General features: G+C 73.3%; 12 protein-coding genes. 7 read left to right on the top strand and 5 right to left on the bottom strand.

Annotation, left to right across the window (positions count from 1 at the left end):
• Positions 1–8: 8 nt before the first annotated feature.
• The 3 genes from ACFWB8_RS30725 to ACFWB8_RS30715 form a co-directional block, all read right to left on the bottom strand.
• A complete protein-coding gene (locus ACFWB8_RS30725) occupies positions 9–1,496 on the bottom strand; it encodes a DUF5719 family protein (protein WP_385234327.1) in 1,488 nt (495 codons plus the stop codon).
• Positions 1,493–5,158 carry a glycosyltransferase gene (locus ACFWB8_RS30720; protein WP_385234324.1) on the bottom strand — a complete coding sequence of 1,222 codons (3,666 nt, stop codon included), beginning with the start codon at positions 5,156–5,158 and terminating at the stop codon, positions 1,493–1,495. The genes ACFWB8_RS30725 and ACFWB8_RS30720 overlap by 4 nt, the downstream gene beginning before the upstream one ends.
• A gap of 319 nt (positions 5,159–5,477) precedes the next feature.
• The gene (locus ACFWB8_RS30715) at positions 5,478–5,741 is read right to left on the bottom strand and encodes a WhiB family transcriptional regulator (protein WP_003983763.1); all 264 of its coding nucleotides are present in this window, start codon (positions 5,739–5,741) and stop codon (positions 5,478–5,480) included.
• Positions 5,742–6,364: 623 nt separating this feature from the next.
• On the opposite strand from ACFWB8_RS30715, the gene ACFWB8_RS30710 reads away from it, so the two are divergent.
• The 3 genes from ACFWB8_RS30710 to ACFWB8_RS30700 are packed head-to-tail and all read left to right on the top strand — an operon-like array spanning position 6,365 to position 9,188.
• Positions 6,365–6,883: a cysteine dioxygenase gene (locus tag ACFWB8_RS30710; RefSeq protein ID WP_385234321.1), complete on the top strand. Its 519-nt coding sequence runs from the start codon at positions 6,365–6,367 to the stop codon at positions 6,881–6,883.
• A 29-nt stretch (positions 6,884–6,912) separates the two neighbouring features.
• The gene (gene cofD / locus ACFWB8_RS30705) at positions 6,913–7,872 is read left to right on the top strand and encodes a 2-phospho-L-lactate transferase (RefSeq protein ID WP_385234318.1); all 960 of its coding nucleotides are present in this window, start codon (positions 6,913–6,915) and stop codon (positions 7,870–7,872) included.
• The gene (locus ACFWB8_RS30700; protein WP_385234315.1) at positions 7,869–9,188 is read left to right on the top strand and encodes a coenzyme F420-0:L-glutamate ligase; all 1,320 of its coding nucleotides are present in this window, start codon (positions 7,869–7,871) and stop codon (positions 9,186–9,188) included. Before cofD ends, ACFWB8_RS30700 begins: the two co-directional genes overlap by 4 nt.
• 75 nt (positions 9,189–9,263) lie before the next feature.
• Here the strand turns inward: ACFWB8_RS30700 and ACFWB8_RS30695 are convergent, their stop codons facing one another.
• Both ACFWB8_RS30695 and ACFWB8_RS30690 read right to left on the bottom strand, forming a co-directional pair.
• Positions 9,264–10,268 carry a DNA-3-methyladenine glycosylase family protein gene (locus ACFWB8_RS30695; RefSeq protein WP_385234312.1) on the bottom strand — a complete coding sequence of 335 codons (1,005 nt, stop codon included), beginning with the start codon at positions 10,266–10,268 and terminating at the stop codon, positions 9,264–9,266.
• A 107-nt stretch (positions 10,269–10,375) separates the two neighbouring features.
• Positions 10,376–11,770, bottom strand: a complete 1,395-nt coding sequence (locus ACFWB8_RS30690; protein WP_385234309.1) for a peptidoglycan recognition protein — start codon at positions 11,768–11,770, stop codon at positions 10,376–10,378.
• 139 nt (positions 11,771–11,909) lie between these two features.
• Here ACFWB8_RS30690 and ACFWB8_RS30685 point away from each other — a divergent pair, with 139 nt between their 5' ends.
• The 4 genes from ACFWB8_RS30685 (at position 11,910) to ACFWB8_RS30670 (ending at position 17,864) form a co-directional block, all read left to right on the top strand.
• A complete protein-coding gene (locus ACFWB8_RS30685; protein WP_385234306.1) occupies positions 11,910–12,662 on the top strand; it encodes a TIGR03089 family protein in 753 nt (250 codons plus the stop codon).
• 190 nt (positions 12,663–12,852) lie between these two features.
• Positions 12,853–14,094 (top strand): LCP family protein, encoded by a 1,242-nt coding sequence (locus tag ACFWB8_RS30680; RefSeq protein ID WP_385234303.1) that lies wholly within the window; start codon positions 12,853–12,855, stop codon positions 14,092–14,094.
• Between the two features lie 223 nt (positions 14,095–14,317).
• Positions 14,318–16,075, top strand: coding sequence for an LCP family protein (locus ACFWB8_RS30675; RefSeq protein WP_385234300.1), 1,758 nt, complete (start codon positions 14,318–14,320; stop codon positions 16,073–16,075).
• A gap of 100 nt (positions 16,076–16,175) precedes the next feature.
• Positions 16,176–17,864, top strand: coding sequence for an LCP family protein (locus ACFWB8_RS30670; RefSeq protein WP_385234297.1), 1,689 nt, complete (start codon positions 16,176–16,178; stop codon positions 17,862–17,864).
• Positions 17,865–17,919 lie beyond the last annotated feature (55 nt).

The raw sequence follows: 17,919 nt of genomic DNA, 5'->3' as shown, positions 1-17,919 counted from the left end.
CCGCGCTGCTAGTCCGTCAGGACCGAGAGGTCCTGGCTCGCCTTGGGGACCGAGACCGTCGAGTGGTCGTCCGACAGGGTCTGCACGGTGAACATCGGGATGCCGTCGCGCGGGATGGTCAGCGTGCGGGACGCGTGGACGGGTCCGCCGGAGAGGGTCTCCACCGTGAGGGCGTACGCGCCCTTCCCGCCGGCCGGGGCCACGGCCACCGTCTGGGTGGTGCCCGCCTTGACCGTGACCTCCTGGGAGGCCGCTTCGCCGCCCTCGGTGCCGGGTGAGGCCGTCACCTTGACCTTCGCGTCGGCGCCCGCCGCCGTCAGGGACAGCACCGTCGCGTTCTCCTCGGTCCGGTTGTCGGCGACGGTGGCCCGGGGGCCGACCGGGGCGGCGGCCTGGACGAAGCCGAGCTCCTGCTTGGCGCCGCTGCCGCGGACCACCCGTACCGCCGCGACCACCGGGATCGCCTGCTTGCCGTCGGCGGGGGCCAGCACCAGCGAGCCGGGCTCGCCGCGGGTGACGTCCTTGAGGTCGACGCCGGCGGTCATGCCGGCCTTGACGTGCAGCTGTTCGTTGTCCGCCGGGCTGATGGAACCGTTCGGGCCGGCGAGGCGGATCTTGAGGTCCGCGTCCTCGCCGCCGGGCGCGAAGGCGACCAGCCGTACGGAGGTGGCGTCCGCGGGGATCCCGGGCAGCACCAGCGAGCCCGCCGGGTCCACGGAGGCGGGCAGCCAGTCCGAGCCGACCCCTTCCTCGGCGGCCTGCGCGGTGGCGCCGACCCGGCCCGCGCGGGTGGTGACGTGGGCGGTGACGTCCGGGATCTGGGCGCCGGGGGCGAGGGAGGACAGGGAGATGGCCTTGGTGGACTTCGGGTCGATGCGGATGTTCTCGCTGGTGCCCTGGTCGGGCTTGAGCACCCCGTCCGGGCCGAACAGCTTGACGTCCACGACGGCCGCGGTGTCGTCGGGGTTGGTGAGGTGGACGTAGTCCTCGCGGCCCTTGGCGGTGCTCACCCCGGGGAACCAGAAGTCGGTGCCGGGCGCGGTGCAACTCACGCCGAGCACGCCGCGCGCGCGGCCGACCGAGACCACCGTGGTCTGCTGCGCGGTCCAGCCCGGGGCGAGGGAGCCGTCGGCGGTGCCGGTCAGCGCGGGCGCCCCGGCGCCGGACGCCTTGGCGCCGACGGGCTTGCCGGGCTCCTTGAGCTCCAGCACCTGCTTGGCGTCCTTGGTCGCGCCCAGCAGCCGGGCCGAGCCCTTGCCGCCGGCGGCGGCCGCGCCCGGGGTGATCGCCGTGTACTGGGTGTCGGCGATGTCGGAGGAGCTGGGCGCCGGGCACACCAGCAGCGACCGCTCCACCGGCATCCGGGCGGCCGCGGCCGACGCCTTGCCCTCAGTGGCGGCGGAGGCGTCGTCGGCGGGCGCGGTGAGGGAGGCGACGGCGGTGACGGCGGCGAGCGCCGCCGCCACGGCCGCGAGCGTCAGGGGTGCGCGCTTCACTGCTGGGGGCTCCCGTCCGGACGCGGGTCGTGCTGTCCGTAGGTGTCGTACGGGTCGTACGGGTGGGGGTACTGCTGCTGGTACGGCTGCTCGTACTGCTGCGGCTCGAACTGCTGGTCCTGGTAGGGCTGGTCCGGGTACGGCTGCTCGCCGTACGGCTGGTCCGGCGCGGGGTACTGCTCGTACTCCGGGGCCGGGGGCGCGTACGGCGGCTGCTGGGGTTGCTGGGGCTCCTGCTGCTCGTACGCGTGGCCGTCCTGGTCGCCGTACGCCTGGTACGCGTACGCGTCCTCCCCGTACGCCGGCTGCGCCGGGATGTCCGCGTACGGGTCGGCGGCGACCGCGGCGGCGGTCTCGGCGGCGGCCGTCTCCGAGGCGGTGGCGGCCTCGGCCTCCGCGCGCAGCCGACGGGCGCGGCGGCCCTCGCCGGCCTCGCCCGGGCCGGGCTGGGCCGGGATGGCGACCTCGTCCTCGGGCAGGTCGTCGTCGAGGCGGGCGCGGCGGCCGGGCAGGGCCATCACGAGCAGGACGAGCGCGAGCAGGCCCTGCGCCCAGTGCCAGGCGGTCCGGGTGAAGGCGTCCTCGTGGACGAGGTCGAGGCGGCCGCCGGCGGCGGGGAGCTCGAAGGCCTGCGCCCATCCGTCGACGGTCTTGGCCCTGAGCGGCTTGCCGTCGAGGGTGGCCTGCCAGCCGGGGGCGGCCCGGTCGGCGATGCGCAGGACGCGGCCCGCCTCGCCGGCCTGGATCTTGGTGTGGACCTCGACGAGGCCGGAGGCGACCGGGATCGGAGCCTCGCCGGGCTTGCCGGAGACGATCACGGCGCGCGCGACCTGGCGGTCCACCCGCCACAGGGCGCTGCCGTCGATCTGGCTGAGGCGGCTGAGGCCGGGGGTGGCGTCGAGGACCTTGCGCATCTGCTGCGGGGCGCCGTCGCGGACCAGGATGTAGCGGATGGCGAAGCCGCCGAGCTGGTCGGTCTGGTCGGCGCCGGAGCCGGCGACGAGGCTGGAGACGACCTTGTCGAGGCGGGGGTCGCTGCCGGCCTGGGCCGCGAGTTCGGCGTCGCCGAGGTGGCCGCCGGAGCCGCGGACCAGGGTGTAGGAGAGCGCGGCGGGCGAGGTGGCGCCGAGGACGAGGGTGCGGGCCTGGTCACGGGTGCCGCTCTCCTCGGCGACGAAGGCCGGGACCTGGACGGGGTCGCGCCGCTGGAGCGGGCCGTCGGCGCCGCTCAGCATCCAGCCGGCCGCACCGAGCAGCGGGCCGACGGCGGCGGCGAGCGCGATGAGCGCGGCGAGCGGCTGGCGCCAGCCGAAGCTGCTGGCGGCGACGCGTTCCCTGGCGCCGTCGGCGCCGAGCACGGCGGCGGCCAGGAGGGCGAGCCCGTACACGAGGGTGGCGGGACCGGCCCAGGCGCTGCGGTTGAGGAGGACGGCGAGGACCAGCGCGGCCAGGGCGGTGGCCCAGGCGGTGCGGATGGCGAACTGCCGCTCGGAGCGCACCAGCGCGGCCAGCGCGGCGAGGACGATGCCGATCAGCACCAGTCCGCCGGCGGTCTTGGGTCCGCCGGGGCTGATGCCGAGGAGGTCGAGGGCGCTCGCGGAGCCGGTTCCGTAGGACAGTCCGGCCTCGTGCAGGAAGCGGGCCGGGTGGGTGAGCAGGTTCAGCGACCACGGGGCGAGGACGAGGACCGGGACGGCGAGGGTGGCCAGGAGCCGCGGTCCGTACGCCTTCCACTGCGCGCGGCGCATCACGAGCGCGGCGGTCCCCAGCACCGCGGCGAGCGGCCACACGACGGGGGTGAAGGCGGTGGCCAGCGTCAGCAGGAGGGTGTAGGTCCAGGTCGCTCGCCAGCTGCCGGTGCCCTCGGAGCCCGCCAGCCCGAAGGCCGCGACGGCGGAGCGCGCGATGAGCGGGAGCAGGACCGCGAGGACGGCGGTGCCGAGGCGGCCGCCGGCGAGGGCTCCGGTGACGGCGGGGAGGAAGGCGTAGGCGATGGCGGCCCAGCCGCGCAGCAGCCGGGACTCGACGAGCGGCCGGGAGGCGAAGTAGGCGGCGAGTCCGGCGAGCGGCACCGAGCAGACGAGCAGCAGGGTCAGGGCGGTGGCCGTGGAGCCGAACATCAGGGTGGAGATCGCGCCGAGGACGGCGAGGTAGGGGGGCGCGCCGGTGGTGGAGCCGGTACCGACGGGCTGCCAGTCGCCGGTGTAGCGGCGCCAGAGGTCGAGTCCGCTGTCGGGGGCGGGCAGCAGGGCGCCGCCCATGAGGGAGCCGCCGCCGAGCAGGGAACGGCAGGCGACCAGGGAGACGAGCAGGAGGAGCGCGAAGAGGACGGGCGCGGGCTTGCGCGCGATCCGCTTGAGGCGCGCGAACTGTTCGATCTCCAGGTAGTCGGCGTCGTCTCCGCCGGGCCCGGACTCGACGACTCCGCCGTGGCGTCCCGCGGCGGCGGCCTCGGTGTCGCGGTCGCCGCCGAAGTAGCCGGCGAGCTGTTCGGCGTTGGCGCGCAGGGTGGCGCCGGGCGGCGGGAAGAGCGGCCGCAGTTCCTTGGCGGGGACCTCGGGGCGGCGGCGCGCCTTGCGGGCGGCCAGGATGCGGCCGGGTCTCAGCAGGGTGGCGAGGAGTCCGGTGATCTCGTCGACGGCCTGGCCGGGGGCCTTGCCGACGAGGTAGGCGAGGGTGCGCAGCACGGTGCCGACGAGGACGCGCAGCAGGACGTACGGGAGCGCGCGGCCGGAGCTGTTGGCGAGCATCGTGTAGACGGCGCCGGCCTTGTCCACGCGGTGCGGGCTGGCGGTGGTGCGGCCGGCGCAGTCGACGGTGCGGCGTTCGCGGGCGGAGGCCTCGGCGTGGCGCAGGACGGCGTCGGGGGCGATGAGGACGGTGTGGCCGGCGCTCTGGGCGCGCCAGCACAGGTCGACGTCGTCGCGCATGAGGGGCAGGCGGCGGTCGAAGCCGCCGAGCGCGTCGTACACGTCGCGGCGTACGAGCATGCCCGCGGTGGAGACGGACAGGACGGGGTGGACCTGGTCGTGCTGGCCCTGGTCCTGTTCGCGGCGGTCGAGTCCGGTCCAGCGGCGGCCGCTGCGGGCGATGGTGACGCCGACTTCGAGGAGTTGCTTCTTGTCGTACCAGCCGCGCAGCTTGGGGCCGATGACGGCGGCTTCGGGGTTGTCCTCGGCGACGCGCAGCAGTTCGGCGAGGGCGTCGGGCTCGGGGGCGCAGTCGTCGTGGAGCAGCCAGAGCCACTGGACGGGTTCGCCGTGGGGCAGTTCGGGGAGGTCGTAGTTGTCGTCGCGCCAGGTGCGGCTGACGGGGTCCCAGCCCGAGGGGCGCTTGAGGTACGGGAGGTCCTCGGGGGTGAGGGTGCCCGCCGTGCGGGCGGCCTCGTCGACGGCTGCGCCGAATCCGGTGCGGCGGGCGAGGTGCACGACCCGGTCGTCGCCGAGGGCCTCGGTGAGCAGGCGCGCGGAGTCGTCGGCGCTGCCGGTGTCGGCGGCGATGTGGCTCTGGGCGGGGCGTTCCTGGCCGAGGAGGCCGGCGAGCGTCCGGGGCAGCCAGCGGGAGCCGTCATGGGCGACGAGCACCGCGGTGACGACGTGCCGGGGGAACTCTGGTGTGGCGGCCGCCTGGTAGGAGGCCGACGACTGGCTGTGCAGGGACATCGCGGTACGGGCCCTCCGGCCGGGGATCCGGGGGTGGTGTGCCCTCGGAGGCTGCTGGACAGCGCCCCACACTAACGGCTGTAAACACAGCGGTCCGCCTCCAGCGGGGAAGGTGCAGGAGGCGGACCGTTTGCTCTGCTCGTCGCGATGCCCGTCTCGGCGTTCGCGGCGGTACGTGCGGTGGTACTTGTGCGGTGCTTGCGGTGGTACTTGTGGCGGTGCTGCGGTGGTGCGGCCGGGCTTTCGGCTATGCCGGGCGCGGCGTTCGATATGTCAGGGGATGTGCCGTGGGCGCCGGGCAGTGAGCGCCGGGGCAGCTTCAGACCGCAGCCTTCTTCAGCCGGCGGCGTTCTCGTTCGGACAGGCCGCCCCAGATGCCGAATCGCTCGTCGTTGGCGAGGGCGTACTCCAGGCATTCGGAGCGGACTTCACAGGCCAGGCAGACCTTCTTGGCCTCGCGGGTGGAGCCGCCCTTCTCGGGAAAGAAGGACTCGGGGTCGGTCTGGGCGCACAGTGCGCGCTCCTGCCATCCGAGCTCCTCGTCCGCCTCCTCGACCAGCAGTTCCTGAAACAGCTCGGTCATGTGCGCCCCTCGCTCTGTCTGTGCGTCCCCGTGGTGTTGCCGTTACTCATCGCTACGTAACGACACGAGTGAAATTACAAGTGGGGGGCTCCGGCGCAGTCAAGCCGAGATCTGCTATTGGGCCCCTTATTCACTCTGCGGAACCAAGGCTATGCAGAAAGTGTTCATATCGCCAAAAATCGTGACACATGCCACAGGCACCACAAGCGCCACTCCCTCACCGGCAGCCGACGCGTCACTCTGCGGTGGGGTTCCGATCCGGCCGAAGAAGCGGCGCGGATCACATTTCGGCCACGAAGTGACGGTGCTGCGCGGGTGTGAAGCGCCAGTTCCCGGGTTCGGATTGCACAAACCTTTCTCCGGACACCGTAACCGGATGAGGTGAAACTTTTGCACCAAACCGGACATTGAGTTGACAGTCCGACCCCCCACCGGGTCTCCTTGTTGCCATGTCAGTGACCGCAGCCACCTCCCGGACCCCCATTCGTGGGTTCCTGTGGGCTGCCCAGGTTCGCTGTTGCTGTTGCGGCTGTTGATGCCCTCGGAGCTCCGGCTCCGCTGAGCTCCGGCCCACCCCCACAGCAACCGCCGCACCACTGACATCCGTCGAGGACTCCCCCACGATGAACAGCACCCCCCTCACCGTCGAGAGCGACCTCCAGATCGCCGGCGACATCCTCTCCGTACAGCACCTCCTGCAGCCCGCCCGCGAACACCCGGCCACCGTCGCCGAGTTCGCGGGCCTCGCCCGCTCCATCGCCGAGAACCGCTCCGAGTGGGAGCACCTCGTCCAGTACGACGCCACCACCCGCTGGTACCACCGGCTGCGCACCGGCCCCGGCTACGAGGTCTGGCTGCTCAGCTGGGTCCCCGGCCAGGGCAGCGGCCTGCACGACCACGGCGCCTCCTCCGGTGTGCTGACCGTCCTGGAGGGCGAGCTCACCGAGAACACCCCGCACCCCGCCCGCGGACCGCTCACCCTGCGCGCCGGCTCCCAGCGCGTCTTCGCCCCCGGCTACGCCCACGAGGTCGTCAACGACACCCTCGACGGTGCGGTCAGCCTGCACGTGTACTTCCCCGGGCTGACCGAGATGCCGATGCACAACTGCTCCCCGGCCAGGCCCGAGGCCCTCTCCGTCTGACGGGGGACCGGCCTGACAGACTGCGCTGCATGCGCATTGTTGTTCTGGCCGGCGGCATCGGCGGCGCCCGTTTCCTGCGCGGCCTCAAGGTCGCGGTTCCCGACGCGGACATCACGGTCATCGGCAACACCGGTGACGACATTCACCTGTTCGGGCTGAAGGTGTGCCCCGATCTGGACACGGTGATGTACACCCTCGGCGGTGGCATCAACGAGGACCAGGGCTGGGGCCGCACCGACGAGTCCTTCACCGTCAAGGAGGAACTCGCGGCGTACGGGGTCGGACCCACCTGGTTCGGCCTCGGCGACCGCGACTTCGCCACCCACATCGTCCGTACGCAGATGATCGGCGCGGGCTATCCGCTCAGCGCCGTCACCGAGGCGCTCTGCGACCGCTGGCAGCCCGGGGTCCGGCTGCTGCCCATGTCCGACGACCGCGTCGAGACGCACGTCGCGATCACCGACGCCGAGACCGGCGAGCGCAGGGTCGTCCACTTCCAGGAATACTGGGTCCGGATGCGCGCCGCGGTGGACGCGGAGGCCGTCGTACCCGTCGGGGCCGAGCAGGCCAAGCCCGCGCCCGGCGTACTGGAGGCCATCGCGGCCGCCGACGTGATCCTCTTCCCGCCGTCCAACCCCGTCGTCTCGGTCGGGACCATCCTGGCCGTCCCCGGCATCCGGGAGGCCGTCGCCGCCGCCCAGGCGCCCGTCGTGGGCCTCTCCCCCATCGTCGGGGGCGCCCCCGTCCGCGGCATGGCCGACAAGGTGCTCGCCGCGGTGGGCGTCGAATCCACCGCCGCCGCGGTCGCCCTGCACTACGGCACCGGGCTGCTCGACGGCTGGCTGGTCGACACCGCCGACGCGCGATCCGTCGCCGAGGTGGAGGCGGCCGGGATCACCTGTCGGGCGGTGCCGCTGATGATGACCGACCTGGCCGCCACCGCCGCGATGGCCCGGGCCGCGCTGGAGCTCGCGGAGGCCTCCCGGTGACCACCCCGCACGCCTCTCGCGAGGACACTCCCTCGTACGAGGTCCGGGCCGTCGGCAAGATCCCCGAGGTCCGCCCCGGCGACGACCTGGCGCGCCTGATCGCGGCAGCGGAGCCCGGCCTGCGGGACGGGGACGTCCTGCTGGTCACGTCGAAGATCGTCTCGAAGGCGGAGGGCCGGATCGTCCGGGCCGACTCGCGCGAGGAGGCCATAGACGCGGAGACCGTACGGGTGGTCGCGCGGCGCGGGACCCTGCGCATCGTCGAGAACCGGCAGGGCCTGGTGATGGCCGCGGCCGGCGTGGACGCCTCGAACACCGCCCCCGGCACGGTGCTGCTGCTGCCCGAGGACCCGGACGCCTCGGCGCGGGCCATCCGGGCCGGGCTGCGGGACCTGCTGTCCGTGGACGTCGGGGTGGTGGTGACGGACACCTTCGGGCGGCCGTGGCGCACCGGGCTCACCGACGTCGCGATCGGCTCGGCCGGGGTACGGGTGCTGGACGACCTGCGCGGCGCCACGGACGCCCACGGCAACCCGCTGAGCGCGACCGTGGTGGCCACCGCGGACGAGCTGGCGGCCGCCGGGGACCTGGTCAAGGGCAAGGCCGCCGGGCTGCCGGTGGCGGTGGTGCGCGGGCTGGCCCACGTACTGGGTGAGGGGTCGACCGCGCGGGACCTGGTGCGCTCGCCCGCCGACGACATGTTCCGCCTGGGCACCTCGGAGGCGGTGCGGGAGGCCGTGACGCAGCGCCGTACGGTCCGGGCCTTCACCGCCGACCCGGTCGACCCGGGCGCGGTCCGCCGCGCGGTGGCGGCGGCCGTGACGGCCCCGGCCCCGCACCACACGACGCCGTGGCGGTTCGTCCTGCTGGAGTCGGCCGCGGCGCGGCTGGAGCTGCTGGACGCGATGCGGGACGCCTGGGTCGAGGACCTGCGGCGGGACGGCAAGTCGCCGGAGTCCATCGCGAAGCGGGTACGGCGCGGCGACGTACTGCGCGCCGCCCCGTACCTGGTGGTGCCGTGTCTGGTGACGGACGGCGCGCACGACTACGGGCACGCCCGCCGGGACGCGGCGGAGCGGGAGATGTTCGTGGTCGCGATGGGCGCGGGCGTGCAGAACTTCCTGGTCGCGCTGGCCGGGGAGCGGCTGGGGTCGGCGTGGGTGTCCTCGACGATGTTCTGCCGGGACGTCGTGCGCAAGGTGCTCGGGCTGCCGGACGACTGGGACCCGATGGGGGCGGTGGCCGTGGGTCACGCGGCCTCGGCGCCGGCGGAGCGGCCGGCGCGCTCGGCCGAGCAGTTCATCGAGGTGCGGTAGTCGCAGGCGCGGCGCTCACAGGCGCGGCGCTCACAGGCGCGGCGCTCACAGGCGCGGCGCTCACAGGCGCGGCGCTCAGAGCAGGCCGATGTCCCCGCGGGGCATCCGCGGGGCGCGGCGGGGCGGGGTGGCTCCGGCCAGCAGGATGAGGCGGGCGGCGCGGTGGCGCTGGCCGGCGTACGGGGCGAGGAGCTCCAGCATCGCGGCGTCGTCGGCGTCGCGGTCGCCGGCCAGCGCGTAGCCGACGATGCCCGGCAGGTGCAGGTCGCCGGTGGTGACGGCGTCGGGGGCGCCGTTGCTGCGCTGGAGGGTCTCGGCGGAGGTCCACGGGCCGATGCCGGGGACGGCCTCCAGGCGGCTGGTCGCCTCGGGGAGCTCCATGGCCGCGGCCTCCTCCAGGCGGTTCGCGACGCGGGCGGCCCGGACGATGGTGGCGGAGCGCTTGGCGTCGACGCCGGCCTTGTGCCAGTCCCAGGAGGGGATCAGCGCCCAGGTGCGGGCGTCCGGCATCACGTACAGGTCCTGCGGGGCCGGGCCCGGGCCCGGCGCGGGCTCGCCGTACTGGCGCACCAGGCGGCGCCAGGCACGGTAGGCCTCGTCGGCCGTGACCTTCTGCTCCAGCACGGTGGGGATCAGGGACTCCAGGACCAGGCCGGTACGGGTCAGCCGCAGGCCCGGGCGGCGGCGGTGGCTGGCGTGCAGGAGGCGGTGGCGCGGGACGAAGGCGGCGGGGTCGTCGGCCGCGCCGAGCAGGGCGGGCAGTCCGTCGAGGAGCCAGTCGGCGCCCGGCCCCCAGGCTTCGGCGTGCACGGTGGTCGCGCGGGCGGCGATGCGGATCGTGGCGGGGCCGGCGGGGGTCTGGGCGGCCCTCCAGACCGAGCCGTCGGGGGTGGTGCGGAAGGTGGGGTCGGCGGGGCCGCGTCTGAGGGGGCCGAGGGTGAGGCCGAGGTCCAGCGGGCCGTCGGGGGTCCACGTGCGGGACTTGGCGCCGGCGCCGGCCGCGTGGCCGCTGCCGCGGGGCACGGCGGTGCGGCCGCCGCGGGCGGCGGCGCGGGTGAGGGGGTCGAAACGGCCGGCCATGCCTTTGAGCGTAGCCCGCCGGGCGGGAACCTCCTGGGGCTCCGCCCCGGCCCCCGCGCCCCGCCGGCGATCGGGGCGCGGAGCCCCCCGTGGTGGCTCCAGGGCCGCTAGCGGCCCTGGAGCTTCGCCGACGAGTTGCGGGTCGGGGGGAGCAGGCTGTAGAGCCGCCTGCCCGGGCATTCCGTCGCGAAGCCGTCGCGGTGGCCCGAGATGACGTTCATCGACACGTTCTTGCCCTTGGGGTACCGGTTGCCGCCGCCCGACTTCAGGGTCGTCTTCGCCCGCGGGTCCGCCCCGAAGAGGCCCAGCTTCCACGCGGTCAGCCGTGCCACCGCGTCCACGGCCGCCGACGGCGGGGCGTTGGAGGTGAACGAGCCGATCACCGCGACGCCCATGCTGTCCGTGTTGAACCCCATGGTGTGCGCGCCCATCACCGGCCTGGCGACCCCGCCCGCGCGCCCCTCGTACACGGTGCCGCACTTGTCGACGGCGAAGTTGTAGCCGATGTCCCGCCACCCGCTGCTGATCACGTGGTAGCGGTAGAGGCTGCGCAGCACCGCCGGGGCGTCCTTGCAGGCGTAGTTGTTGCCGGAGGCGGTGTGGTGGACGAAGGCCGCCTTGACCGTGTTCGTGTAGACGAAGCCGTTCTCCCGCAGGTTCTCGTCCGCGCCCCACCCCTTGCGGGTGACGATGCGCGGGCGCGGCCCGATGTACGGGCGCGCGGCCGCTTCGAGCGTGTCGTCGGCGAGCACGGCGTCGGCGGTGGAGTCGGCCTTGTCGAGCGCGGGGATCTCTTTCGCGCCGAGCGGGGCCATCGGGACGTTGGCGGCGGAGGACTCCGCCATTGCCATCGTCATGCCGGGCGGCAGCCCGATCTCGCCCTTGTCGTCGCCCGTCGGCGCGCCGTTCTTGCCGTCGGGCGCCGTCGGCTGCCCGCTCGTCGCGCCGGGGTCGACGAGCTCGATGCGCATGCCCGACGGCAGGCGCGCGGCGGCCGGGTTGCTTCCGGGTTCCGCCCGGACGCGGACCTCGATGCCGTCGGACTCGCCCACCCACAGCGGGGCGGTGCTGCCGCGGACCTTGCCGGAGCCGCCTTCCGGTGTGCCGGGGTCGGCGGCGTGCTCGCTGTTGTGGGTCTCGACGTCCTGCCAGTCGGACCAGGTCGCGGTCCGTGCGGAGCGGGTACGGACCTGGACCCGGCCGAACAGCTCGGTGCCGGCGTCGTCCCAGACGACACCGATCAGCGAGAACGTCTTGACCTCGCGGGCGGTCAGGCCCTGCGCCTCGGGCAGGCGGGGCGAGGTGCTCATGCCGGGGACGCCGGGGGACCGCTCCGCGGCCGGTCCCAGCGGGGCGAGCGGCAGTGACTGGGTGGACCCGGGGACCACGGGGGCGACCGCCGCCGTGGCGGGGGTGGCAAGGGCCGGAGTGGGGAGCACGAGCGGCAGGGCCAGTGCGGCTGCCGTCGCGACGCCGATCGAGGAAGCAAGGAATCCACGCATGGAAAAGATGCTGAACACTCCCGGCGGCGGGCGCCATCCGAGAACTGACACACCGTCTGACCGGGCCGCCGTACGCCTACCCCGTACGGGGGACCGTGCTGCCGCCGTACGAGGGAGGGGCCCGCGTAGGCTCGGGTCCGTGAACGCCACTGACCGCACCCCTGCCGACCTGCTGCGATCCGCGCTCGCCGCCGATCCGGGCCGCCCCCTGGTCACCTTCTACGACGACGCCACGGGCGAGCGCGTCGAATTGTCCGTCGCCACCTTCGCCAATTGGGTGGCCAAGACCGCCAATCTGCTCCAGGGCGACCTGGGCGCCGAGCCGGGCGACCGGCTCGCGCTGCTGCTCCCCGCGCACTGGCAGAGCGCCGTGTGGCTGCTCGCCTGCGCCTCGGTCGGGGTGGTGGCCGAGGTGGGCGGGGATCCGGCCGACGCCGACCTCGTCGTGACCGGCCCCGACACCCTGGAGGAGGCCGCCGCGTGCACGGGCGAGCGGGTCGCGCTCGCGCTGCGGCCGCTGGGCGGGCGGTTCCCGCAGCCGCCCGCCGGGTTCGCGGACTACGCGGTGGAGGTGCCGGGGCAGGGTGACCGGTTCGCGCCCTTCGCGCCGGTCGACGCCGACGGGCCGGGGCTGGTGGTCCGGGGCGAGGAGCTCTCGTACGCACGGATCTGCGAGCGGGCCCGCGAGGACGCGGCGGAGCTCGGCCTCGGGGAGGGTTCGCGGGTGCTGTCCGGGCTCGGCTACGACACCTGGGAGGGGCTCTCGGCCGGGCTGTTCGCCGCGCTGGCCACGGGCGGCTCGGTGGTCCTGTGCCGCAACCCGGACGGGCTGTCGGCGGACGGTCTGGCGCACCGGATCGAGAGCGAGCGCGTCACCCACACCGCCCGCTAGTGCCCTGACCGTGGAGTGGTCGGTCACCCGCTCCGCCCAACAGCGACAACGGGCGATTTGTCACCCACACGGCCCTTTACAAGGCCCTGCCCCCGGGCCGCCCCGGCCGCCCGGGGGCAGGATCGGCAGGAGCCGTACCCACCCGTACGGCTGTCGCGCCACGGCGGTGAGGTGAGGGGACGGTACGCGAGTGAGGGACAGCGCGGGCATACCGGGCGGCACCGAAGCTGCCGGAGGCACTCCCGAGCCTCCGCGCAGCCGTCGGCGCCGGCTGCTGCGCTGGATCGCCCTCGGGCTGGCCCTGCTGGTCCTCGCCGGGGCGGCCGCCGGATGGTGGCTCTACACCAAGCTCGACGGGAACATCACCGAGGACACCTCGGCCGCCGCCGAGCTGCGGCGCTACGAGCGGGACCGCCCGATGCACCTCGCGGGCGGCGCGCAGAACATCCTGCTGATCGGCTCCGACACGCGCTCCGGCCGGGAGAACGCCCGCTACGGGCAGGACCGGGGCACCCAGCGCTCGGACACCACGATCCTGCTGCACCTGCCGGCGGACCGCAGGAGCGCGACGGCCGTGTCCATACCCCGGGACCTGATGGCGGAGATACCGAGCTGCCTGGGGGCGGAAGGACAGCGCACGGTGGAGCGGACGGCGCAGTTCAACTGGGCGTTCCAGTGGGGCGGGGCCGCCTGCACGATCCGTACGGTGGAGAAGCTGACCGGGATCCGGGTCGACCACCACATGGTGCTGGACTTCGGCGGGTTCAAGAAGATGGTCGACGCCGTCGGCGGGGTCGAGATCTGCCTCAAGCAGCCGGTGGACGACTCGGAGGCCAAGCTGAAGCTGCCGGCCGGCCGCCAGACGCTCCAGGGCGAACAGGCGCTCGGCTTCGTCCGGGCCCGCTACAGCCTGGGCAACGGCAGCGACACGGAGCGGATGGAGCGCCAGCAGCAGTTCCTCGGCTCGCTCGTCCAGAAGGTGCAGAGCAACGGGGTGCTGCTGAACCCGGCGCGGCTCTATCCGCTGCTGGACGCGGCGACCTCCTCGGTGACCACGGACCCGGGACTGGCCTCGCTGCGCGGCCTGTACGAACTCGTACGGGGCGTAAGGGACATACCGACCGACCAGGTCAAGTTCCTGACGGTGCCGCGCCGCCCGTACTCCGGCGACCCGAACCGCGACGAGCTGCTGGAGCCGGACGCGACCCGGCTGTTCGGCCAACTGCGCGCCGACATGCCGCTGACGGTGACCCCGCCCGAGCCCGAGCCCCAGCCGCAGCCCCAGCCCCAGCCCACGACCGAGGTCACGGCGGGCGGGGACGAAAGCGGCGGCCCGTCCGCCCCCGCCACCCCCACACCCACACCCACGCCCACCCCCACCCCGGTCCCCACCTTCCCGGGCACCACGGCCGCGACTGCCGACTGCCGGTAAAGCAATCCCAAAAGCCGGACACCGAACCGAGCTGCTTGAGGCGATTGGCCCGTTATAAGGGGAGTGGAATTTGTCACCAGCATGGTTTGCGGCTGACCTGGCCGGATAAGGTGAGCGATCCGGTGCACCGGACAGCAAAGAGGCCGTGCACCAGTAGCCGGATCGTTGACCGCGCGCCTGGGGGAGGCGCGTCGCGAAGCACCGACGGAGGATTCGAGCAACCGTGGATGCGCAAAGCCGTGGACGGGCCGACGAGATCGACCCCGCAGACCAGTGGGTGCTCAATCCCCGCACCGGCAACTACGAACTGCGACTGGACAGCTCCGCTGGGCAAGCACCGACGTCCGGCGCCACCCCCCGCAGAGCCCCTTCGCCCCAGGCCCCGCGCCAGGTCGCGCGCCGTGGTTCCCCGCCGCCGGCGCCCACGGCGCCGTCCCCCGCGGTCCCCGGGCCGCGGCGCGGTGACGGGCCGCCCGATGGCGGTCGGCGCGGCGGGCGCCCGCCCAAGGGCGGTGGCGGCGGGCGGAAGAAGGCGCTGGTCATCACCGGTGGCACGCTGGCGTTCCTGCTGGTCGGCGGCTCGGTCGCGGCGTACCTCTACTACGAGCACCTCAACGGCAACCTGAACGTCACCGACGTCGGCGACGCGGGCACGAGCGGCGGCTTCAAGAAGGACCAGGCGATCAACATCCTGGTCATCGGCACCGACAAGCGCAGCGGCGAGGGCAACGAGGGCTACGGGGACGCCGGCAGCGTCGGGCACGCCGACACCACGATCCTCTTCCACGTCGCCAAGGACCGCTCCAACGCGACCGCGCTGTCCATCCCCCGCGACCTGATCACCAACGTCCCGGCCTGCCCGACGAAGCAGCCGGACGGTACGACGAAGAACGTTCCCGCCGAGCACGGCGTGCGCTTCAACACCAGCCTCGGCCAGGGGGGCCGGGACCCGGGCTGCACCATGCGTACGGTCAAGGAGCTCACCGGGATCCAGGTCGACCACTTCATGATGGCCGACTTCAACGCGGTGAAGAACCTGAGCACGGCGGTCGGCGGTGTGCCCGTCTGTGTGGAGAAGGCCGTCGACGACAGGGACTCCCAGCTGAAGCTGACGGCGGGCGAGCACCGGCTGGAGGGCGAGCAGGCGCTGGCCTTCGTACGGACCCGGCACGCCTTCGGCAACGAGAGCGACCTCGACCGCATCAAGACCCAGCAGCAGTTCCTCGGCTCGATGATGCGCGAGATGAAGTCGAAGCAGACGCTGACCAGTCCGAAGAAGTTCTTCTCCCTCGCGGAAGCGGCCACCAAATCGCTGAGCGTGGACACCGGCATAGGGTCGATCGACAAACTCACGGATCTCGCCGGCGAGTTGAAGGACATCGACCTCAAGAACATCACCTTCACCACACTTCCCGTTCTCGACAATCCGGCGGAGAAGGTCAAGGCCACCGTCGTGGTCAATGCGGCGCAGGCGGATCCGCTGCTCCAAATGATCCGCGGGGACGTCTCGCTGACGGAAGTCGAGCAGAAGGAGCAGGCCGCCAAGGACGCGGCCGACGCGGACTCGAAGAGCAAGCAGGATGCCCTGATGCAGGGCAACCGCGCGCCCGCCAAGGACGTACGGGTGGACATCTACAACGGCGGCGGCCCGGCGGGCTCCGCCTCCGGCACCCTGACCTGGCTGCAGAACACCAAGGGCGTGCCGAAGGCCAGCAACCTGGGCAACGCCCGGGCCAAGGTCGACACCACGCAGCTGGAGTACGCGCCCAACCAGGCGGACCAGGCCAGGGCGCTGGCGGACATGATGGGGCTGCCGGCCTCGGCGCTGAAGATGGGCACGTCGGACGCCGCCCCGAAGACCCCGATGAAGCTGACGCTCGGCGGCGACTTCAAGGGGGCCGGGGTGTCCCAGACCGCTCCGCAGCAGGCGCCGGAGGGCGTCCAGCGGGTCGAGGCGGACAAGGCGATCTGCGCCAAGTGACCGGCCGGGGGGACCGGCCTGCGACCATGATCGCCAAGCGGGGCCGGCACGGGCCGGCCCGTCAGACCACCGACACACAGGGAATTCAAGGGGGGTACGCGTGAGGCACAGCAGCGTGCGAGGGGAGGGGGCGCCCGCCCAGGGCGCCGACGGCATATCCGGCGGCGGCCCGGACAGCTCCGGCACCGTGCCCCCACCGCGGAGCGGCTCCGGGCACGGGCGCCGGGGCGGCGGTGGACGCCGGGGTGGCGGCAGCGGTGGCGGCCGTCCGACCCGCCGGGGCAGACGGCGCGTGCTGCGCTGGGTCGCCTCGGTGCTGGCGTTCCTCATACTCGGGACGGCGGCGGCCGGTTACCTCTACTACCGCCACCTCAACGCGAACATACGCAGCGGCCAGCGCCTGAGCGGCGACAGCGGGGTCGCCAGGAGCGAGGCCGACGCCGCGGGCCGGCGTCCGATCAACATCCTGATGCTCGGCTCCGACATCCGCGACGAGGCGAACGCGAAACTCGGCGGGGGCTGGGACAACATCGGCGGACCCGCGCGGGCCGACGTGCAGATGCTGATCCACATCTCCGCCGACCGGAAGAACGCCTCGGTCACCTCCGTTCCGCGCGACACCGTCGTGGACATCCCGGAGTGCACCGATCCCAAGACGGGCGAGAAGTTCAAAGCCACCAGGACGATGATCAACGAGAGCCTCGCGAGCGGGGGTCCCGGCTGCACCCTGGCCACCTGGGAGAAGCTGACCAACGTCTACATCGACCACTGGATGATGATCGACTTCACCGGTGTCGTGAGCATGGCCGACGCCATCGGCGGCGTCGACGTCTGCGTCAACCAGAACGTCTTCGACCAATCGGAGCCGGGGTCGGGAACGGGCGGTTCCGGCCTCAAGCTGAAGGCGGGCACCACCAGGGTCCAGGGCGAGCAGGCGCTCCAGTGGCTGCGCACCCGGCACGCCTTCGGCAGTGACATGGGCCGGGCCAAGGCGCAGCACATGTACATGAACTCGATGATGCGCGGGCTCAAGAACCAGAACGCGTTCACCGACATCCCCCGCCTCACGGGCCTGGCGGAGGCGGCGACGAAGTCGCTGAAGGTGTCGGAGGAGATCGGGTCGGTCAAGAAGCTCCTCGACCTCGGCCTCGCGCTCAAGGACGTACCGGTCAACCGCATCACGATGGCCACGATCCCGGTGCTGGAAGCCCCGGGGGACAAGAACCGGTTGGTCGTCAATCCCCCGGACGCCGAGAAGATGTGGACGATGCTCCGCAAGGACGTCGCCATGGACTCCAACGGCGCCCCGGCCCAGAGCGGCCAGCCCAGTGCGGGCGGTTCCCCGTCGCCGACCCCCGAGGCCTCCAAGGCCCCGCCCACCGACCCGGCGAAGATCGCCGTGCAGGTGGTCAACGGCACGGGTGCCGGGGCCGCGCCGGTGGGCAAGCGGGCCACGGCCATCACCGGCCAGCTGGTCTCCAAGGGGTTCACGCTGGCCAAGGCGGGCAGCGCGCTCACCCCGGAGAAGACCACGGTCGTCCGCTACGCCACGGACGCCCAGGCGGCCGACGCGCAGAGCGTGGCGGCGGCCCTCGGGATTCCGGCCGGCTCGGTGCAGAAGACCGCCGGGGCCACCAAGATCACCCTCGTGGTGGGCGCGGACTGGCGGGAAGGCAATGTCTACCCGCAGCAGCCCGCGCCCGAGGCCGGCGCGGTCCCGGAGTCGGCCGACGTCCTCAACGGCACGGACACCAGCTGCATGGACATCTACAAGTACTACCGCTGGTGAGCTGAGTCAGCACGGGTCATGCGAAAGGGGTGACCCGGTCCGACGAGGACCGGGT

This window comes from Streptomyces sp. NPDC060031 (genome assembly GCF_042736805.1).
In the GTDB taxonomy this organism is placed as follows: Bacteria; Actinomycetota; Actinomycetes; order Streptomycetales; family Streptomycetaceae; genus Streptomyces.
The sequence above is the reverse complement of the archived record's forward strand: the minus strand, read 5'-3'. Positions and strand labels throughout refer to the sequence as shown.